Source organism: Peribacillus sp. NPDC006672, from assembly GCF_050274955.1.
Classification (GTDB): domain Bacteria; phylum Bacillota; class Bacilli; order Bacillales; family DSM-1321; genus Peribacillus.
Map to the genome: position 1 here is coordinate 232904 of NZ_JBNNOR010000005.1, position 17358 is coordinate 250261.

18 protein-coding genes are annotated in these 17358 nt (G+C 39.1%); 16 read left to right on the forward strand and 2 right to left on the reverse strand.

The window, feature by feature from the left end:
• Positions 1-12: 12 nt before the first annotated feature.
• The 6 genes from ACQKKK_RS10550 to ACQKKK_RS10575 all read left to right on the forward strand — a co-directional run bounded on the left by ACQKKK_RS10550 (position 13) and on the right by ACQKKK_RS10575 (position 5101).
• A complete protein-coding gene (locus ACQKKK_RS10550) occupies positions 13-1638 on the forward strand; it encodes a nitrite/sulfite reductase (RefSeq protein ID WP_427616110.1) in 1626 nt (541 codons plus the stop codon).
• A 20-nt stretch (positions 1639-1658) separates the two neighbouring features.
• Complete coding sequence (locus ACQKKK_RS10555; RefSeq protein WP_427616112.1) at positions 1659-1874, forward strand: DUF3906 family protein; 216 nt, start codon at positions 1659-1661, stop codon at positions 1872-1874.
• A gap of 19 nt (positions 1875-1893) precedes the next feature.
• Positions 1894-2670, forward strand: a complete 777-nt coding sequence (cobA, locus tag ACQKKK_RS10560; protein ID WP_427616114.1) for a uroporphyrinogen-III C-methyltransferase — start codon at positions 1894-1896, stop codon at positions 2668-2670.
• Positions 2670-3431, forward strand: a complete 762-nt coding sequence (locus ACQKKK_RS10565) for a sirohydrochlorin chelatase (protein ID WP_427616116.1) — start codon at positions 2670-2672, stop codon at positions 3429-3431. Before cobA ends, ACQKKK_RS10565 begins: the two co-directional genes overlap by 1 nt.
• Positions 3412-4026, forward strand: coding sequence for an NAD(P)-binding protein (locus ACQKKK_RS10570; protein ID WP_427616118.1), 615 nt, complete (start codon positions 3412-3414; stop codon positions 4024-4026). Before ACQKKK_RS10565 ends, ACQKKK_RS10570 begins: the two co-directional genes overlap by 20 nt.
• 172 nt (positions 4027-4198) lie before the next feature.
• Positions 4199-5101: a sulfite exporter TauE/SafE family protein gene (locus ACQKKK_RS10575; RefSeq protein ID WP_427616120.1), complete on the forward strand. Its 903-nt coding sequence runs from the start codon at positions 4199-4201 to the stop codon at positions 5099-5101.
• Positions 5102-5528: 427 nt separating this feature from the next.
• Here the strand turns inward: ACQKKK_RS10575 and ACQKKK_RS10580 are convergent, their stop codons facing one another.
• Together ACQKKK_RS10580 and ACQKKK_RS10585 are read right to left on the reverse strand one after the other, a co-directional pair.
• Entirely contained in the window at positions 5529-6674 is a 1146-nt protein-coding gene (locus ACQKKK_RS10580; RefSeq protein WP_427616121.1) for a glycosyltransferase, read from the reverse strand.
• Positions 6671-7081: a hypothetical protein gene (locus ACQKKK_RS10585; protein ID WP_427616122.1), complete on the reverse strand. Its 411-nt coding sequence runs from the start codon at positions 7079-7081 to the stop codon at positions 6671-6673. The genes ACQKKK_RS10580 and ACQKKK_RS10585 overlap by 4 nt, the downstream gene beginning before the upstream one ends.
• A 92-nt stretch (positions 7082-7173) precedes the next feature.
• Between ACQKKK_RS10585 and ACQKKK_RS10590 the strand changes: the two genes are divergently transcribed.
• The 10 genes from ACQKKK_RS10590 to glgA all read left to right on the forward strand — a co-directional run bounded on the left by ACQKKK_RS10590 (position 7174) and on the right by glgA (position 17358).
• Positions 7174-7809: a hypothetical protein gene (locus ACQKKK_RS10590; protein ID WP_427616123.1), complete on the forward strand. Its 636-nt coding sequence runs from the start codon at positions 7174-7176 to the stop codon at positions 7807-7809.
• Between the two features lie 13 nt (positions 7810-7822).
• Complete coding sequence (locus ACQKKK_RS10595) at positions 7823-8038, forward strand: hypothetical protein (RefSeq protein ID WP_427616124.1); 216 nt, start codon at positions 7823-7825, stop codon at positions 8036-8038.
• 448 nt (positions 8039-8486) lie between these two features.
• The gene (locus ACQKKK_RS10600) at positions 8487-9005 is read left to right on the forward strand and encodes a mismatch-specific DNA-glycosylase (protein WP_427616126.1); all 519 of its coding nucleotides are present in this window, start codon (positions 8487-8489) and stop codon (positions 9003-9005) included.
• 31 nt (positions 9006-9036) lie between these two features.
• Entirely contained in the window at positions 9037-9777 is a 741-nt protein-coding gene (locus ACQKKK_RS10605; protein ID WP_427616127.1) for an AzlC family ABC transporter permease, read from the forward strand.
• Positions 9768-10094 carry an AzlD domain-containing protein gene (locus ACQKKK_RS10610; RefSeq protein ID WP_125162687.1) on the forward strand — a complete coding sequence of 109 codons (327 nt, stop codon included), beginning with the start codon at positions 9768-9770 and terminating at the stop codon, positions 10092-10094. The genes ACQKKK_RS10605 and ACQKKK_RS10610 overlap by 10 nt, the downstream gene beginning before the upstream one ends.
• A gap of 329 nt (positions 10095-10423) precedes the next feature.
• Positions 10424-11437, forward strand: a complete 1014-nt coding sequence (locus ACQKKK_RS10615; RefSeq protein ID WP_427616129.1) for a glycoside hydrolase family 15 protein — start codon at positions 10424-10426, stop codon at positions 11435-11437.
• A gap of 249 nt (positions 11438-11686) precedes the next feature.
• The gene (glgB, locus tag ACQKKK_RS10620) at positions 11687-13615 is read left to right on the forward strand and encodes a 1,4-alpha-glucan branching protein GlgB (RefSeq protein WP_427616217.1); all 1929 of its coding nucleotides are present in this window, start codon (positions 11687-11689) and stop codon (positions 13613-13615) included.
• Positions 13615-14781 carry a glucose-1-phosphate adenylyltransferase gene (locus ACQKKK_RS10625; protein ID WP_427616130.1) on the forward strand — a complete coding sequence of 389 codons (1167 nt, stop codon included), beginning with the start codon at positions 13615-13617 and terminating at the stop codon, positions 14779-14781. The genes glgB and ACQKKK_RS10625 overlap by 1 nt, the downstream gene beginning before the upstream one ends.
• Positions 14782-14798: 17 nt before the next feature.
• Positions 14799-15905, forward strand: coding sequence for a glucose-1-phosphate adenylyltransferase subunit GlgD (glgD, locus tag ACQKKK_RS10630; protein WP_427616132.1), 1107 nt, complete (start codon positions 14799-14801; stop codon positions 15903-15905).
• A gap of 16 nt (positions 15906-15921) precedes the next feature.
• Positions 15922-17358, forward strand: coding sequence for a glycogen synthase GlgA (glgA, locus tag ACQKKK_RS10635; protein WP_427616133.1), 1437 nt, complete (start codon positions 15922-15924; stop codon positions 17356-17358).

Sequence of the window (17358 nt, forward strand, 5' to 3'; positions counted from 1 at the left end):
GGAGGAAATGTTATGGTTTATGAGAAATTTTGGTCGGAAAATCCACTAATCGCTAAAAATAAAACGGAAATCTGGAAACTGGAAAAAGACGGATTGAAGATATTCGATGATATTCCACATTACGCAGCAAATGGTTTTGATTCCATCCCTAAAGAGAATTGGGATATGTTCAAGTGGGCAGGTCTTTACCTGCAGCGGCCAAAAGAAGCTGGTTACTGGATGATGCGTGTCGTTATTCCCGGAGGAATCCTCACTTATGATCAACAGATAACCCTAGCTAACATCGCTAAAGATTATGGGAGGGATGTATATGATATTACAACCCGTCAAGCTATTCAATTTCACTGGTTAACCATTGAACAAGTCCCGGATATCTTAAACCGTTTAGAACAGGTTGGACTGACTACGGCGGGTGCATGTGGTGATATCACACGTAATATCATCGGGAATGCATTAGCTGGCATCGATCCTGACGAAATTTTTGATACACGTGAGGTCCTTAATGATGTATTTGAATATTTCCGCCTTAACGAAGACTATTCGAACCTTCCAAGGAAATATAAAATGTCCATTAGTGCTAATATCCATAATGCTTCCAATGCTGAAATCAACTGTGTTTCATTCAATCCCGCTACAAAAGAAATTGATGGAGTAACAGAAGTTGGCTTTCACGTAAAAGTGGGCGGTGGGCTGTCCTCCGTTCCGATGCTGGCAGAAGAACTTGACTTATTCATTTCACCTGAAAAAACAGTGGAAGTAGCAGTAGCCATCACGACCATATTCCGTGACTTTGGCTACCGTGAAAAGCGTCATCGCTCCCGATTGAAATTCCTTGTGGCTGACTGGGGTCCTGAACAATTCAAGGAAAAATTGCTGGAATACACGGGGCCGCTTCCTGAAAAGGGAGAAAGTGCTGTGAAGGGATGGAATGCAGGATATTTCTATGGCATCCATAAACAAAAACAAGATGGTCTGAACTATGTTGGAGTCAATATTCCCGTTGGTCGTCTAAATCCTGACGAAGTGATTGAGTTTGCCGAACTTGCTAAAAAATATGGAAATGGTGAAATCCGCAACTGTAATTCGCAAAATCTGATCATTCCAAATGTGCCGGATGCAAAACTTGAGGAATTAAAACAAGAATCCATCTTTGAAAGATTTCCATATCAACCAAAAAAATTCATTGGTTATTCCGTTTCTTGTACAGGCATCGAGTATTGCAATTTGGCACTAGTTGAAACAAAAAAACGGATGAGAACCATTTCTGTAACACTGGACAAGGAAATAGATCTCGATGTGCCTGTAAGGATTCATATGGTAGGTTGTCCTAATAATTGCGGTCAAAGAGCTATTGCAGAAATTGGGCTCCAAGGCATAAAAATGAAAAACCAGGACAAAAAGATGGTTGAGGCTTTTGAAATATACGTCGGAGGAACGCTGAATGAAGGCGGGAAGTTCAATGAAAAACTTAAAGGAAAAGTGGAAGCTGAACAGCTCTATCATGTTCTGAAAGAACTGATCCTATTTTTCAAAGAAACAAAGCTTCTATCCGAAACCTTCCTTGATTTTGTGGAACGGGTAGGAATAGCAGAGTTACAAAGTAAGCTTGATGATATAATGGCCGAAGTGGCCGTTTAAAAGGGGAAGGTAAGCAATCCATGAATCTATACAGATTTGAAGTCACTATCAAGGAAGAGCCAATCCATGTCATCATTGTTGCCGATTCAGATGAAAAGGCGTTTCAGCTTGTTGATATCGAGTTGGAAAAGCATTATTTGAAAATGCCTGAGGTAGATGACATCTCATTATACGAAAAAAGGAAAATTAATAATGGAGCTGGTTTCGTTTTATCGAAATACGAAACAATTCTCTAAGGGAAGGCAGGTTTCAAAAATGGGGAAAGTATATCTAGTAGGAGCCGGTCCCGGAGATCCAGATTTAATTACTTTAAAAGGATTAAAATGCATTCAAGAAGCTGATGTCATTTTATATGATCGACTTGTCAACAAAGATCTATTAAATTATGCAAAAGCCGATGTAGAGTTGATTAATTGCGGTAAACTGCCGGATTACCATTTGTTACAGCAAGATACCATCAATCGTTTCCTGATCAAATATGCAAAAAAGGGAAAAGTAGTCACCCGATTGAAAGGTGGCGATCCATTCGTCTTCGGTAGAGGCGGAGAGGAAGCGGAAGCCCTTGCCACAAGTGGAGTGAGCTTTGAAATTGTACCAGGAATTACAGCTGGAATTGCCGCTACAGCCTATGCAGGAATTCCAGTTACACATAGGGACCACGCTTCATCTTTTGCGATCGTCACCGGTCATCGGAAAAAGGATGAAGAGGATAATATCAAGTGGGAAGCCCTTGCCAAAGGAATCGATACAATAGCCATTTACATGGGTGTTAAAAACCTGCCATATATTCAAGGGAAACTTATGGAGCATGGAAAAAGTCCAGAGACTCCGGTAGCCCTCATCCATTGGGGGACTTTGAAAACGCAAAGGACAGCTGTCAGTACCTTGGCTAATGTAGTGGATACGGCCATAAACGAACAGATTTCGAACCCTTGCATGATAGTCGTGGGCGATGTCGTTAATTTACGTGAAAAAATTAAATGGTTTGAAGCAAAACAAGCCGAAAATTTGTTGGCAAATGAGGCATTTTAATGGAAGCCATTTTATACATTTGCCATGGTAGCCGCGTTAAAGAAGCTTCAGCCCAAGCCATTGACTTTATTAAAGTTTGTATGGCAGCACAGCCAAATTCCATTCAGGAGTATTGCTTCTTAGAATTGGAAACGCCTACGATAGAAGACGCCTACGAACGGTGTGTACAAAAAGGAGCGAAGAAGATCATCGCTATTCCAGTTCTATTGCTGACTGCTGTACATGCAAAATATGATATACCAGTCATATTGAACAAAATGAAAAAACGGTTCCCTGCAGTTGACTTGAGATACGGAAGACCGATTGGTGTCAGTGATAAAATGGTTGACATTTTAGTGGAACGGTTGGAAGAAACAAAAGAACGGGTTGCTGAGGATTCTTTGCTTTTATTGGTCGGAAGGGGCAGCAGTGATCCCGATGTGAAAAGGGATTTAGGCCGATTAGCGGATTTGCTTAGTAACAGGTTTCCAAAAAGCCGGGTGCAGGAATGTTATTTGACAGCTGCCTCACCAAGCTTTGAAGAAGCGTTGGATTTTGCTGAGGAATCTCGACCAAACCAAGTTTTTATCATACCTTACCTATTGTTTACCGGTATCTTAATGAAGTCAATCGAAACTAGGTTGAAAAAGATCCAAAAAAAGGAAAGGCAAAAAATCATACTTTGCCGTTACCTTGGTTATCATCCAAAGATTGAATATGCAATATCAGAACGAATTCATGAAGTGAGTGGGGAGGGAGCTTATGTATCCAATTACGCTTAATATCGCGAACAGGAAGTGTGTCATTATCGGCGGTGGGAAAATAGGTTACTTTAAAGCCGGCCCCTTGTTGGAAGCTGGTGCTGAAGTGACCGTCATAAGCCCTGAGATATGCGAGGGATTTCAACTGTTGGAAAAAGAAGGAAAGGTTCGGGTTTTACTAAAAGAAGTGGAAGAAACCGACTATAAAGATGCCTTTTTAATCATAGTTGCAACAAACTCTACATTAGTTAACGAACGAGTTTATGAGAATACATCTCAAAATCAGTTAGTAAACGTAATTAGTAATCATGAGCTTGGTAATTTTCATATTCCGGCTACATTGAATAGAGGCATGCTTTCCATAAGTGTTTCTACCAATGGAGCAAGTCCAAAACTGGCAAAAAAAATCCGGAATGACTTAGGGGAAGTATATGATGAGTCATATGAAGAGTATCTTGAATTCCTTTTTGAGGCAAGGATGATTATTAAGAAGAGTTCATTTTCAAAAGAGGCAAAATCTAAGTTGTTGAAAGAGTCAATAGAGGATGTTTATAAATATTCCCTAAAAGAAAGATATCGTTTTTTAGCTAGGCTTTTGCCAGTAGAAGCTGAATAAGAAAATCATTGCTGATCAGAAAAACTGAAGGCACCTAACCAACATGTCATTTCATTTTGGTTAGGTGCCTCTTCGTGTCTTAAAAGAAATTTGAATGATCTATTCAGGCAACTGTAACCGTCTGTCGGGTTGATGTTATCAAGGTTCTATTTTATTGAAAAAGGGGAAGGTCATGAAAAAGTTAATTGTTTTAGCCTTTATCGGGTTTTTAGCCCAATTAATAGATGGTTCACTTGGAATGGGGTATGGGGTGAGTTCCACTTCCTTATTGTTGACATTCGGGATTGCCCCTGCCGTAGCATCGGCATCCGTTCATTTATCGGAAGTAGTGACCACAGCAGTGTCCGGAGCTTCACATATAAAGTTTGGGAACGTGGATAAAAATATGGTTTATCGCTTGATCATTCCAGGTTCGGTGGGTGCATTTGTAGGTGCATGTTTCTTAAGCAACCTTCCTGCCGAATTAGCTAAACCGTATATTGCCATATTTTTATTTGGCCTCGGTGTGTACGTTTTATTCCGCTTTTTATTTATTTTTAAACCGTCAAAGGAAAATGAAACGGTAAGGCCATTAACCGCAAAACAATCCATTCCGTTGGGCCTTTTTGCAGGCTTTTGTGATGCAACAGGCGGAGGTGGATGGGGCCCGATTGCAACCCCTGTTTTATTGTCAAAAAAAGGAATGACAGCAAGGAAAGCCGTAGGAACAGTAGATACGAGTGAATTTGCCATTGCTTTCTTCGGAAGTCTTGGTTTTATCCTTTCTCTTGGATGGGAAGCGGTCAATTGGCTTTGGGTGGCCGCGTTGATTATTGGCGGAGTGGTTGCGGCACCAATTGCGGCCTGGCTCGTCAGGATGCTACCTGCTCAATTAATGGGTGTTTTAGTAGGTGGTTTCATTATCTTAATCAATATACGAACCCTATTAGCTACATGGATTCCGATTGAAGCTCATATATATACCTATACAGGCATCGTGATTATATGGCTTTCAGGAATTCTACTTACCATCAATAAGATGTCCACAGCAAGAAAAGAGAATCATATCGAACAACAACAGCAGAATGTTTCCTAATTCCCGAGTTAGGCAAAGGTTGATGTACACAAAAGGAAATTCAGTTACCTAATATGAAAAGGTCATTAAAGTCATTCGATGAAAAAATGCATTTTCGGTATGAAAAGAGGATTTACGATACGATTACATTCTCTGCACTGTTGATGTGACTGTCTTCCCATTCATTTCATAGAAGGGATTTGCCTTAAGTTAACATGAGTTGCGATTATATTAATGTTCTAGATCCTAGTTATAGACTCTATCAGTTCCCAGGGCCCAAAGCTGTGTCCATTAAGTATACGCTTTTTAGTTGTCTTAAAAATCGAGAGACTTATGCCCCTAATATCTATGTAGTTTTATTCTCCTAGCAAAAAATAAGAAGCAACCCCAATCTTAGACCATCTTTATCATTGTGAGAGTTTTATATTTGAAAACAGCAGCAGAACCATTAATTTATGGCCTGCTGCTGTTCAAATGATTGAATTATGCTTTCATATAATTCAATAAGCGGTAATATATTTTTTTTACTATCGAAATGTTCCAATACCAATTTTCTTAAATCCCTGCCTGTTTGAACCCCAATACTTGATTGATGGAGGTTACGTAAGTCCCGATAAATAATGGCCTGGCTGCAGGCCTGTTTTGCAGCATGATCCCCAAAGTAGCATTCCCACGCTTGTTGAAAGTTATTACTATTCACCGCCCCAAAGTATCCGAGATTTCCACACGAAATAACGGGTCTTTCGCATGCCATTGCTTCCAAAGCGACCCTGCCAGTACCTACAACATAGTCTGCAAGCCCATAATAGTCTTTCACATTTTTTTGTTCCCCGGTGAAATGAATGAAATCTTCCTTACACAAAGAGTGGATACTTGCTGCCACATTCTTAATATCCTTTAGTTGGCTTCCGTTGCCTACGATGATCACATGAAGGTTGGGAATATCCTTTAATTTCAAATCCCTGCAGGCTTTGATTAAAAGCATGCAGATTTTTGCTTTATGTCGAGTAATCCTGCTGCAGTAAAGAATTACTTTAGCTTTCGGAGGAATATTCATTTTTTTCCTTAATTCCAATGAAGGGGAAGGGGAAAAATCGGTTGTATCAATACCATTTGCAATTATTGAAATATTCTTAGGGAAAAATGGCTGAATATGTTTTTTTACCGGTTCACTAACCGCAACTGCGGCATCTGTAATCCGTAAGACTCTTTTTATATCGGATTCAGGGAAGTATGTCCCGTGAAGAGTGAATACAAACGGAATGTTTGAAAGTTTCGCTGCCTTGGCAGAGATGTTGCCGGATGTAATCTGGTGACCGTGCACTAGTGAAATTTGTTCTTTTCGTAACAAATCTACCAAACTATTTAATAATAGAGATTCTGCCTCGGAATTGATTGTTAATGTTTTAGGAAAATTCATTTGATGAATTTTGCATCCCGTTTCCCGTAATCGACTTAACATACTTCCGTTCCCTGTAACAACTGCTGTATATATTCCTCTAGACTGTAATTCCTTCACAAGACTCAAAACATGCGTTTCCGTTCCACTTACATCCATCGTATCTAATACCATCAGAACTCTTATTGATTTCATGATATCTTCCCTCGAGGGGAAACTTCATCTGATTCAGGAAATGAAAGAAGTTTAATTTGATTTGAAGAAAATGGGGAAATAACGGTGTTTATTTCTTGTCTTAAGAATGAGATAGGCTCTTGATCCGTCCCATTTACGGCACAATCAATAATACCGTCAGCATCAAATTGTTCCCTTCTACCATGATAACCATTAATTAATGCTTCTGAAAAAACAATATTAATAGGAAGTGAACATTTGAAAAATGGGTAAGTTTCTTGTCTTGCCCTTGTATCCGGACATTCTTCGATCAGTTCAGATGTTTTGTAGCATGAAGGGATTACAAGGCTTATGTACTCCCTTATTTGTCTATATGTCATAGTTATCACCTCAACTGTATCATATTCAGCCATTAAAGAAATGGACATGGATTTGATAAAACCTTCAAAAATAATTCAAGTAATTTTAAAAAAAGGTTGTTTAGTCCAAGCCGAAAAGACCAGTCATCAATATACTACTTTTGAAGCGATATAAGAAAGGTGCAGCAAAATGTCAAGATCATCAAAGGAATCCAATCGCCTTTGATGGATCGGAATTCAAGGAGATCGAATCTTGGCAAAATAGTAGCACAAATTCAGATCGAAATTCATTTTCGGTTGGAACCATACCAGGATTCACATTTTCGATCGACAACGAGTTCAGTGCTGTATTAATGAAAGGAAGGGGAAGTGTTGCCAAAAGGAAGAGGAAAAAAAGAAATCCAAGCATTGGGGATGAAGGAAATAAAGAAGTGAACAATGATGAGGGAAATAAAATAGACAATAAAAAAGGTGGTAAAAAAATGAGCAGTGAGAAGCAATATAAAAAGAATTCCTGCGACTATCTCTACTATAAATGGCTTATCGAAAATGGTAAAACAACTACGGGAAGAAATGGAGCCCCAGGAGCCCCAGGTGCATCAGGAGATCCGTTCCATGATTTGAAAAAGGTTTTAAGAAGGTTACTAGGAAAAACGGTAACGATATCCACTGATTTTGCCCCGGTAACGGGAATATTAAGTGCTATTGAAGATGATTATGTCGTAATTACTGAAGCAGCTGGATCTGTTGTATTAGTTCCGCTTAGCGCCCACAATTCAGTTAGAGAGCCTATTTAAGGAGGAGAATGCATTGTTAGCTAGTATTTTTTATAGACAATTAAGACATTACATTGGGAACACGGTTGAAGTGGCTACGAGCAGTGATTTATTCGTAGGAGTGTTACATGAAGTAACCGATGAAATAATTCGATTAACAGAAACGGCTCCGGGTTATGAAAGTAACTTAGATATCATTACAATACCACTGGATCAGATTAATTATGTTCGCGTAGATAACGTACAATAAGTTATATGAAGAAGCAGCCATCTATCAGGTGGCTGTTTTTTTGTTCGTTTGAAATGCCCTCGGATTCGTCCAATCCGACTGTAGGCAAAGGTATATCATATTAATCAGTCATTCTATTCATTAGGGAAAATAAATGAAAGGAGCTGTGTTAATTGGTCGGGGTCATTTGATTCCTTAAACTTCACTCATTCGATTAAGAGACGTGATTGTAGTTTTTCCTAGTTTCATGTTACTTTCTGTGAAAAAAGACAACTAAATTCAAGAGGAGCAAGAGGTCTTCAAGATTCCATTTGTTAGGTTATCATTATAGTATGAAGCTATCATGGTTCATTCTACTTAAATCGTTGTTAAGTTTCTGGATATAAGTTTGTGAAAATGGCGGAAAAGGTAGTTAAATATTTTTCAGTTTTGTACAATATTTATATAAGATATGAAAAGGAGTTTTACAATGGAAGGCATCGCCGATCATTTGAAGGAGAATCTGGATATATTGTTTGTTGGTTTCAATCCAAGCATTCGGTCAGGAGAGACTGGCCACCATTATGCGAATCCAAACAATCGTTTTTGGAAAATCCTCTTCGAGTCAGGGCTGACACCAAGGAAATATCACCCAACTGAAGACTCGTCATTGTTGGATTTAGGTTATGGTTTTACCAATATCGTTTCAAGGCCTACAAAAGGTGCTGACGAAATCACAAAAGAGGAGTACATAAAAGGAAGGAAACAGCTAAAAAGGAAAATTGAAAAGTATAAACCTAAACTTGTCTGTTTTGTTGGCAAGGGTGTCTATCAGGAATATCGTCAATTACGAAAGATCTCTTGGGGGCTGCAAGGAGATCCTTCATCGAAGCGGACAATGGAATTCGTTGCACCTTCTTCCAGCGGTTTAGTGAGAATGCGGATAGAAGAAATCATTGAAATATATAGTGAATTGCCAATTCTGCTCGGCAAGCTGGGGGAAAATTGAAGGAACTTATTAAAATAAGGGTGGAATTCAGATGAGTCAGGATAGTGCTGAATGGAAAAGTGGTGGCTTTTCCGAAGTTAAAGAAGGGGAAGGCTTTTGGCAAGGAGTTAAGGATTGTATACCTACATTATTGGGATATTTAAGTATCGGTTTTGCTGCAGGAGTCGTCGAAAAAACGTCAGGATTAAGTATGATTGAAGTGGCACTTATGTCGCTTTTACTCTATGCAGGGTCAGGACAATTCATAGCGGCAGGTATGATAGCTGCAAGTCATCCAGTATCGGCCATTATTTTTACGATTTTTTTTGTTAACAGTCGTCATCTTTTACTTAGTGCTGCATTGGCTCCATATTTCAGGCATCAAAGTTTGAAACAAAATATGATAACGGGAGCTCTATTAACGGATGAAACGTTTGGAGTGGCCGTCACATCAGCACAGAAAAAGAAACAGCTCGATTTTAAATGGATGCTTGGTTTGAATCTTGCAGCCTATTTAAATTGGTTCATTGCAAATATGGCCGGCGGTTTCTTTGGACAATGGATTCCTGATCCCGAAAAATATGGGATGGACTTCGCCTTGCCAGCGATGTTTATCGGTCTTTTAGTTTTGCAAATTTTAAGTAAAAAAGCCTTTTTTATAGATCTTGCAGTGGCTTTTAGCAGCATTTTAATCGTTGTTGCAGTAAGTTTCTTCTTTCCTGGCAGTACTGGCGTCATAGTAGCAACGATAGTAGCTTCAACGATAGGGATGGTGATCGGCAGATGGAAATAAGTGGATATATCCTTGTTGTCATCATAGGGACTTCGATTGTAACTTTCATACCTAGAGTCGTTCCATTGATGCTGCTTAGTAAAATGCAGATTCCTGAGTGGGGCATTGACTGGCTGAAGCATGTGCCAGTAGCTGTAATGGCGGCGCTGTTGGCTCAAGAGCTTCTATTATCGGAACAGGTCTTTTCAATTAAGGATAATGCATTGAATTTGGCCGCAGCTTTACCTGCTTTCCTGGTTGCCATTTTTACGAGGAGTCTCTTGGGTACGGTTATGATTGGAGTGCTTTCCTTGATGATATTACGCTTTTTCTTTTAATAAGTACTAAAAATTTAAAGGATGGGCCGATATAACCAGTAATGGATTTCCATTACTGGTTTTTCATTTCACATAACTTCATTTACTATAGGAAACTATTTGAATTCAATTCATTTCGGTTAGGCAAATAACGCTTTTCAATGAACATTGTCAGCTTGATTATCAAACAAGGCAGTGATGACATAAACTATGGTAATCACTTCTGAAGAGTCGTTTTGGTTAACTGAAATGAAAGCGTCTTCTAATTTAAAATGAATGAACCAACGTTTAGAAAATGGGAGTCTGTCAACAATGGGAATAAGAAAAATAACTATGGAGGTGTTCAATTAATGAATGTTAATGGTGCCCTAGAGGTTCTTGATCGCATGCGGCTTCCTAATGGCGCGTATACTGCAAGCGTTTCCGATGATTATAATTATGTCTGGATAAGGGATGTCGTTTATACAGTACTGCCATTTATAAATGATCCATCCAATCGTTATGAGAAAGCATATCATGCTTTATTCGACTTATTTCAATCCTATGAGTGGAAGATAGATATTCATACTGAACAGAAACCCCAATATCTTTATGAACATATCCATGCACGGTATTCCACTGAACTGGAAGAACTGCCTGATGAGTGGGGGCATGCCCAAAATGATGCGATAGGTGCCTTTTTATGGGGTGTCGGAGAAGGATATAGGCATGGAAAAAAGGTGATAAGAAACCAGCGTGATTTACAAATCGTTCAAAAGTTGATCAATTACTTGGAATGCCTGCAATATTGGCAGTCGGAAGATAACGGGATGTGGGAAGAAAATATCGAAATTCATGCTTCAAGCATCGGTGCATGTGTTGCTGGTTTGAATTCAGTCAAGATGCTGGTCAACGTTAAGGAGGAACTGATTATGAAGGGAGAAGAAACCCTTCGTTTCCTACTCCCGAGGGAAAGTTATTCAAAAGAAACGGATCTAGCCCTTTTATCCTTAATTTATCCTTATCGACTGGTAGATCGTGATATAGCCCTTAAAATATTGAAGAATGTCACAGGGCGCCTTGAAAGAACAAAGGGTTGTATACGATATGAAAAGGACCTTTATTATAATGAAGGCCAGGAAGCGGAATGGTGTTTCGGCCTTCCATGGTTGGGCTTATGCTACCTTGAACTTGGCATGATGAACAAAGTAAAGGAATATACAGATAAAACGAAAATGATCATTCCAGAAAATTGGGAAGTCCCTGAGTTATATATTGGAGGCAGTAATATTCCGAACAGGAATACTCCCCTGGCATGGTCAGTCTCTTTATCATATTTATTCTTAAAGAAAACTAACATGATCCGAACTGAACAAGTAACATGAAGCATTCTTACATGATTCCTTAAAGCTCTTTCCTATAAAATGGGGAGGGCTTTTATTGGGATAACATTTTTACATTAAATGGTTTGTTAAAAAATGTTTTAATTTTCAAAAAAAGGGCATTTATTATAATAACTTCACCTCCATTTGAAGGATTAATATCATTTCCACCGAATATATATAATAACTGGGGAACGATGGGTAAAATACTATCGAGTTAATACTGATGGAGGGGTTTTATTGAGTACAATTATGGACCAGCTACAAGAGAATTATCCAAGCGATTTCGATTTATATTTGTTTCATGAAGGCACCCTTTATGAAAGCTATAAAATGCTTGGGGCACATATTGTAACATCATTAGGTAATGAAGGAGTACGCTTCGCCGTTTGGGCCCCCCATGCCAAGCAAGTTTCAGTAGTCGGTAATTTTAATAATTGGGACGGAAATGATCATTCGATGAAACGGATCGAGCATTCAGGTGTCTGGGTGTTGTTCGTACCAGGACTTCAAGAAGGGGAACTTTATAAATACGAAATACATACGCCTGGAAATAAACGTATCCTAAAAGCCGATCCATATGCCTTCTATTCGGAAGTCAGACCAAAAACAGCCTCGGTCATTAAAAGGCTGGATAATTTTGAATGGGAAGATTCGAAGTGGATAACCGATAGGAAAAAGGAAAATATTTATCATAAACCCATGTCCATATATGAAGTACACCCTGGAACATGGAAACAGACAGAAGATGGTGTATTTTATTCGTACCGTGAATTGGCTGATAGATTAGTTGATTATGTGATTGATAATAGTTTTACACATATTGAAATTATGGCCATAATGGAACACCCATTTGATAAATCGTGGGGATACCAGGTCACGGGCTATTATTCCGTTACCAGTCGTTACGGTTCACCGGAAGATTTTAAGTATTTAATTAACCTTTGCCACCAAAAGGGCATTGGCGTCATACTTGACTGGGTTCCCGCCCATTTTTGTAAAGATGCACATGGACTTTCCCGTTTTGACGGTACGCCACTCTATGAACCAATTGATCATACTAGAGCAGAGCGTCCATTATGGGGGACATACAATTTTGATTTTACAAAACCGGAAGTAATCAGTTTTCTTATATCAAATGTGATGTTTTGGATGGATGTATACCATATTGATGGGGTCCGTGTCGATGCGGTGTCGTCAATGGTTTATTTAAATCATGATAATCCCTTGCCGATTAAGCTGAAAAACCAGTTTGGCGGTGAGGAAAATCTAGAAGCCATACAATTTTTGCAAAAACTTAATGAGGTGGTTTTCAAGAAATATCCCAATGCATTAATGATGGCTGAAGAAGCAACAGACCGGCCGCTTATAACATCACCTACCGATATCGGAGGCCTAGGCTTTAATTACAAATGGAATATGGGATGGACTAACGACATTCTTCGTTATATGAAACTTGAAACGAATGAAAGGCCAAATCATCATAGTCTCTTAACATTTTCATTGTTCTATGCTTTTTCAGAAAATTTCGTCTTACCCTTTTCACATGATGAAGTAGTTCATGGCAAGAGGTCTTTATTGAATAAGATGCCAGGTGACTATTGGCAGAAATTCGCAAACTTACGGTTGCTCTTTGGGTATTTCATGACACATCCTGGAAAGAAACTTCTCTTTATGGGCGGTGAATTTGGCCAGTTCATAGAATGGAAAGATGAGGAACAATTGGATTGGCTGCTTTTGAAATATGAATCTCACGAAAAGCTGGCATATTACTTCCGTACCCTACAGGAATTTTATAGGCAAACTTCCTCTCTATGGAGATTGGATCATGTCCAGGAGGGATTTGAATGGATAGATCCAAACAATAGTACTCAGAGTATCATAACCTTTATGAGAAAAGGTAAACGCAAAGGTGATTATTGTATTATTGTCTGTAATTTCTCTGCACAGGCCCATGCTCATTATCAAATAGGTGTACCTTCCCAGGGGAAATATATAGAAATCTTCAGCAGTGATTCAGCAGTTTTCGGAGGGTCTGGTCAGGTCAATGAAGAACCCATTAATGTCAAAAAAGAACCATGTCATAATCAACCATACAGCATGGAAATAACCGTACCTCCTTTAGGCATATCAATTTATATGAAGCAAACAAAAAAAAGACGGGGGAGAGTGAACGAATAATGGGAGCGAAAAAATGGATAGCTATGTTATTGGCAGGAGGCCAGGGTTCAAGGTTAGGTGAATTGACAATCGGTTTGGCAAAACCAGCGGTTCCCTTTGGCGGTAAGTATAGAATCATCGATTTTCCATTAAGTAACTGCACTCATTCCGGTATTGATACGGTTGGGGTACTGACCCAATACCAGCCATTGATTCTAAATGATTATGTGGGTAATGGCAAAGCTTGGGATCTAGATCTGGATGTTGGCGGAGTTTCCGTTCTTCCCCCTTATCAAGGGAAAGAAGGCGGTGAGTGGTATAAAGGGACGGCCAACGCCGTTTATCAAAATATTCAATACATTGATAACTATGATCCGGAACATGTACTGATACTCTCCGGTGACCATATTTATAAGATGGATTACAGTAAGATGCTGGATTATCATACCGAAAAAAATTCAGAGGCAACCATAGCTGTCATTCAAGTGCCATGGCAGGAAGCAAGCCGTTTTGGGATTATGAATACCAATGATGATGATAAAGTCACCCAATTCGATGAAAAACCAAAGTATCCAAAGAGTAATCTCGCATCAATGGGAGTGTACCTTTTCAATTGGAAGACCCTAAGACGGTATTTAATAAACGATGAAAAAGATGCAAATTCTTCTAATGATTTCGGTAGCAACATCATTCCCAAGATGCTTGAAGACCGAAAAAAGCTGTATGCCTATCGTTTTAATGATTATTGGAAAGATGTTGGAACGGTCGAAAGCCTTTGGCAGGCCCATATGGATTTATTGGAGGAAACGCCAAATTTCCAGTTGGATGATCAGCAGTGGAAAATTTTTGCGCGCAATGCAAACCACCCGCCGCAATATATCTCACCAGATGCCGAGGTTAGTCAGTCGCTTATCAATGAAGGGTGCATGATACATGGAAATATTGAACATTCGGTTTTATCCTATAATGTACAGGTGGGCTATGGGGCGACCATAAAAGATTCAGTCATCATGCCTAATGTTACGATTGGTGAAAACGTTCATATAGAAAGAAGCATCATAGCCAGCAATTGTGTTATAGAAGATGGTGCAGTAGTTGGCAATTCAGCGGTTACAGCGGATATCACCTTAATTGGCGAAAATCAGACCATTGTCAATCCAAACAAAAAGAAGATCACTCTTAACTAGAAAAAGGGGAAGATGCTATGGAAAATGTGTTGGGTATTATTAACTTAATCAATGAAAGACAACATTTAAAAGAGCTGACCGCTCACCGTAATGTAGCATCAGTGCCATTCGGTGGACGCTACCGTTTGATTGACTTTACAATGTCGAACTTAATAAATGCGGATGTATCAAAGGTGGCCGTTTTCCCAAAAGAAAAATATCTCTCAGTTATGGATCATCTTGGCTCAGGAAAAGAATGGAACTTGGATCGGCGTTCAGGAGGATTATACATCTTGCCCCCTATCCATCCGGATGAAACGGTAACAGGCGATATGAAGCAATTCTATGATCACCTCAGCTTTTTCGAACGTGCAGAGGCTGATACTGTCATCATTTCCCCTGGAAGCCATGTATGTAAATTGGATTTCAATGATGTGCTTGATTATCATAAAAAACATAAAGCGGATATCACGGTCGTTTATAAGGATTATGTAGGGGAATTGATAGAAAAGCCAATCTATCACACCTGCTCAGTAGCTTCGGATGATGACATCACGGACATAAGCTTTTATACCATTCCTAGGCCTGGTGACCATGTTTGTCTCGAAACCTTCATCATAAGTAAAAATTTATTGGTGAACTTGATCAAAAGCTGTGTTGCCAGTGGAGAATATGACTTTTTGAAAGATGCTGTGAAAGCCAATCTTCACCGTTTTACTGTCAAAGGCTACAATTTTACTGGAGATATGCCATTCATCCATTCCATTGAAAGTTTTCATTCCAGTAATATGAATTTCCTGAACCCTTCTGTTATCCGTTCTTTCTTCGGAGACACTTGGGATGTTTATACAAAAATCAAACATGAGGCACCGACCAAATATTCACGTTCTTCGAAGGTTACCAATTCACTGATAGCCAACGGTTGTGATATTGAAGGGACTGTCGAAAATAGTATACTTTTCCGTGGAGTAAAGGTGAAGAAGGGCGCGGTTATAAGAAATAGCATCATCATGCAAAAAGGCGTGATTGAAGAAGGCGCTATCGTGGAAAATATCATAACCGATAAAGAAGTGAAAATTACTAGTGAAAAATCAGTTATTGGTTTAAAACAGCCAGCTGTAATAAAAAAAGCGGAAGTCATTTAAATGAGGAGGTGCGGCAATGAATGTTGTATTTGCTGCTTCAGAATGCGCCCCTTTTATAAAAACGGGAGGGCTCGGAGACGTTATAGGTGCGCTCCCTAAAGCGCTAAAAAAACAGGGAGTACATGTAAGTGTCATCCTTCCTAAATACGGGGATCTGCCTAACCGATTCAAACAGGAAATGAAACATATGACGAGTATAGAAGTTCCTGTTGGTTGGCGCCAGCAATTTTGTGGTATCGAAAAACTTGTTGCAAATGGAATTACATATTATTTCTTGGATAATGAATATTATTTTAAACGGCATGGGAGTTATGGTTTTTTTGATGATGGCGAGAGATTCGCCTTCTTTTCCCGTGCGATATTAGAGGCTTTACCCTATTTAGAAGAAAAGCCGGATGTCATACACTGTCATGATTGGCAAACGGGCCTTGTCAGTGCTTTACTGAAAGCCCATTATCAAAACCATCCTTTCTATCAGGATATTAAAACGATATTTACAATACATAATTTACGCTATCAAGGAGTTTATCCTAAAACTGTTTTAGCTGAATTACTGGATTTGAGTGAGTTATATTTTAATATCGATGGTCTTGAATTCCATGGGAATGTCAGTTATTTGAAAGCTGGCTTAGCTTTCTCTAACATAGTCACAACTGTAAGCCCAAGTTATTCCGAAGAAATTCAGAGTCCCTATTTTGGGGAAAATCTTGATGGGTTTTTAAGGAAAAGAAATGGTGACCTTAAAGGGATTATCAATGGAGTGGATTATGAGGAATATAATCCTGCAGAAGATGAACATCTTCCTGTTCCATTCGATTCCTATGAGGGTAAGATGGTGAATAAACGTGAGTTACAGGAATCGCTGGGTCTTCCAGTCAATGATGGAGTCCCGGTCATATCAATGGTGACCAGGCTTGTTGATCAAAAAGGAATGGATCTTATTATCCATGTTTTTCATGAAATGATGAACCAAGGAATTCAATTCATTCTTTTAGGTACGGGTGATGAGCAATATGAATCTGCATTTCGTCATTTAGCTGACCAATATCCAAATCAGGTTTCAGTAAATACATATTTTGATGAGGGTTTAGCAAGACGCATATATGCAGGTTCTGATTTATTTCTGATGCCGTCCCAATTCGAACCATGTGGAATTGGCCAACTTTTGGCGCTTCGCTATGGTACTCTACCGTTAGTGAGGGAGACAGGCGGACTTCGTGATACAGTTATTCCGTATAATCAATTTACTGGTGAGGGAAATGGTTTCAGTTTTACGAATTATAATGCACACGATATGCTTCATACAATTGAACAATCAGTTGGGCTTTATAAATTCCAGCCGAAAAGATGGAGGAAGCTGGTCGAAAGTGCAATGAAGTTAGACTTTAGTTGGAATTCATCTTCCATAAAGTATATTGAACTGTATGAAAGTCTCATCCCTGTAATGAAGTGA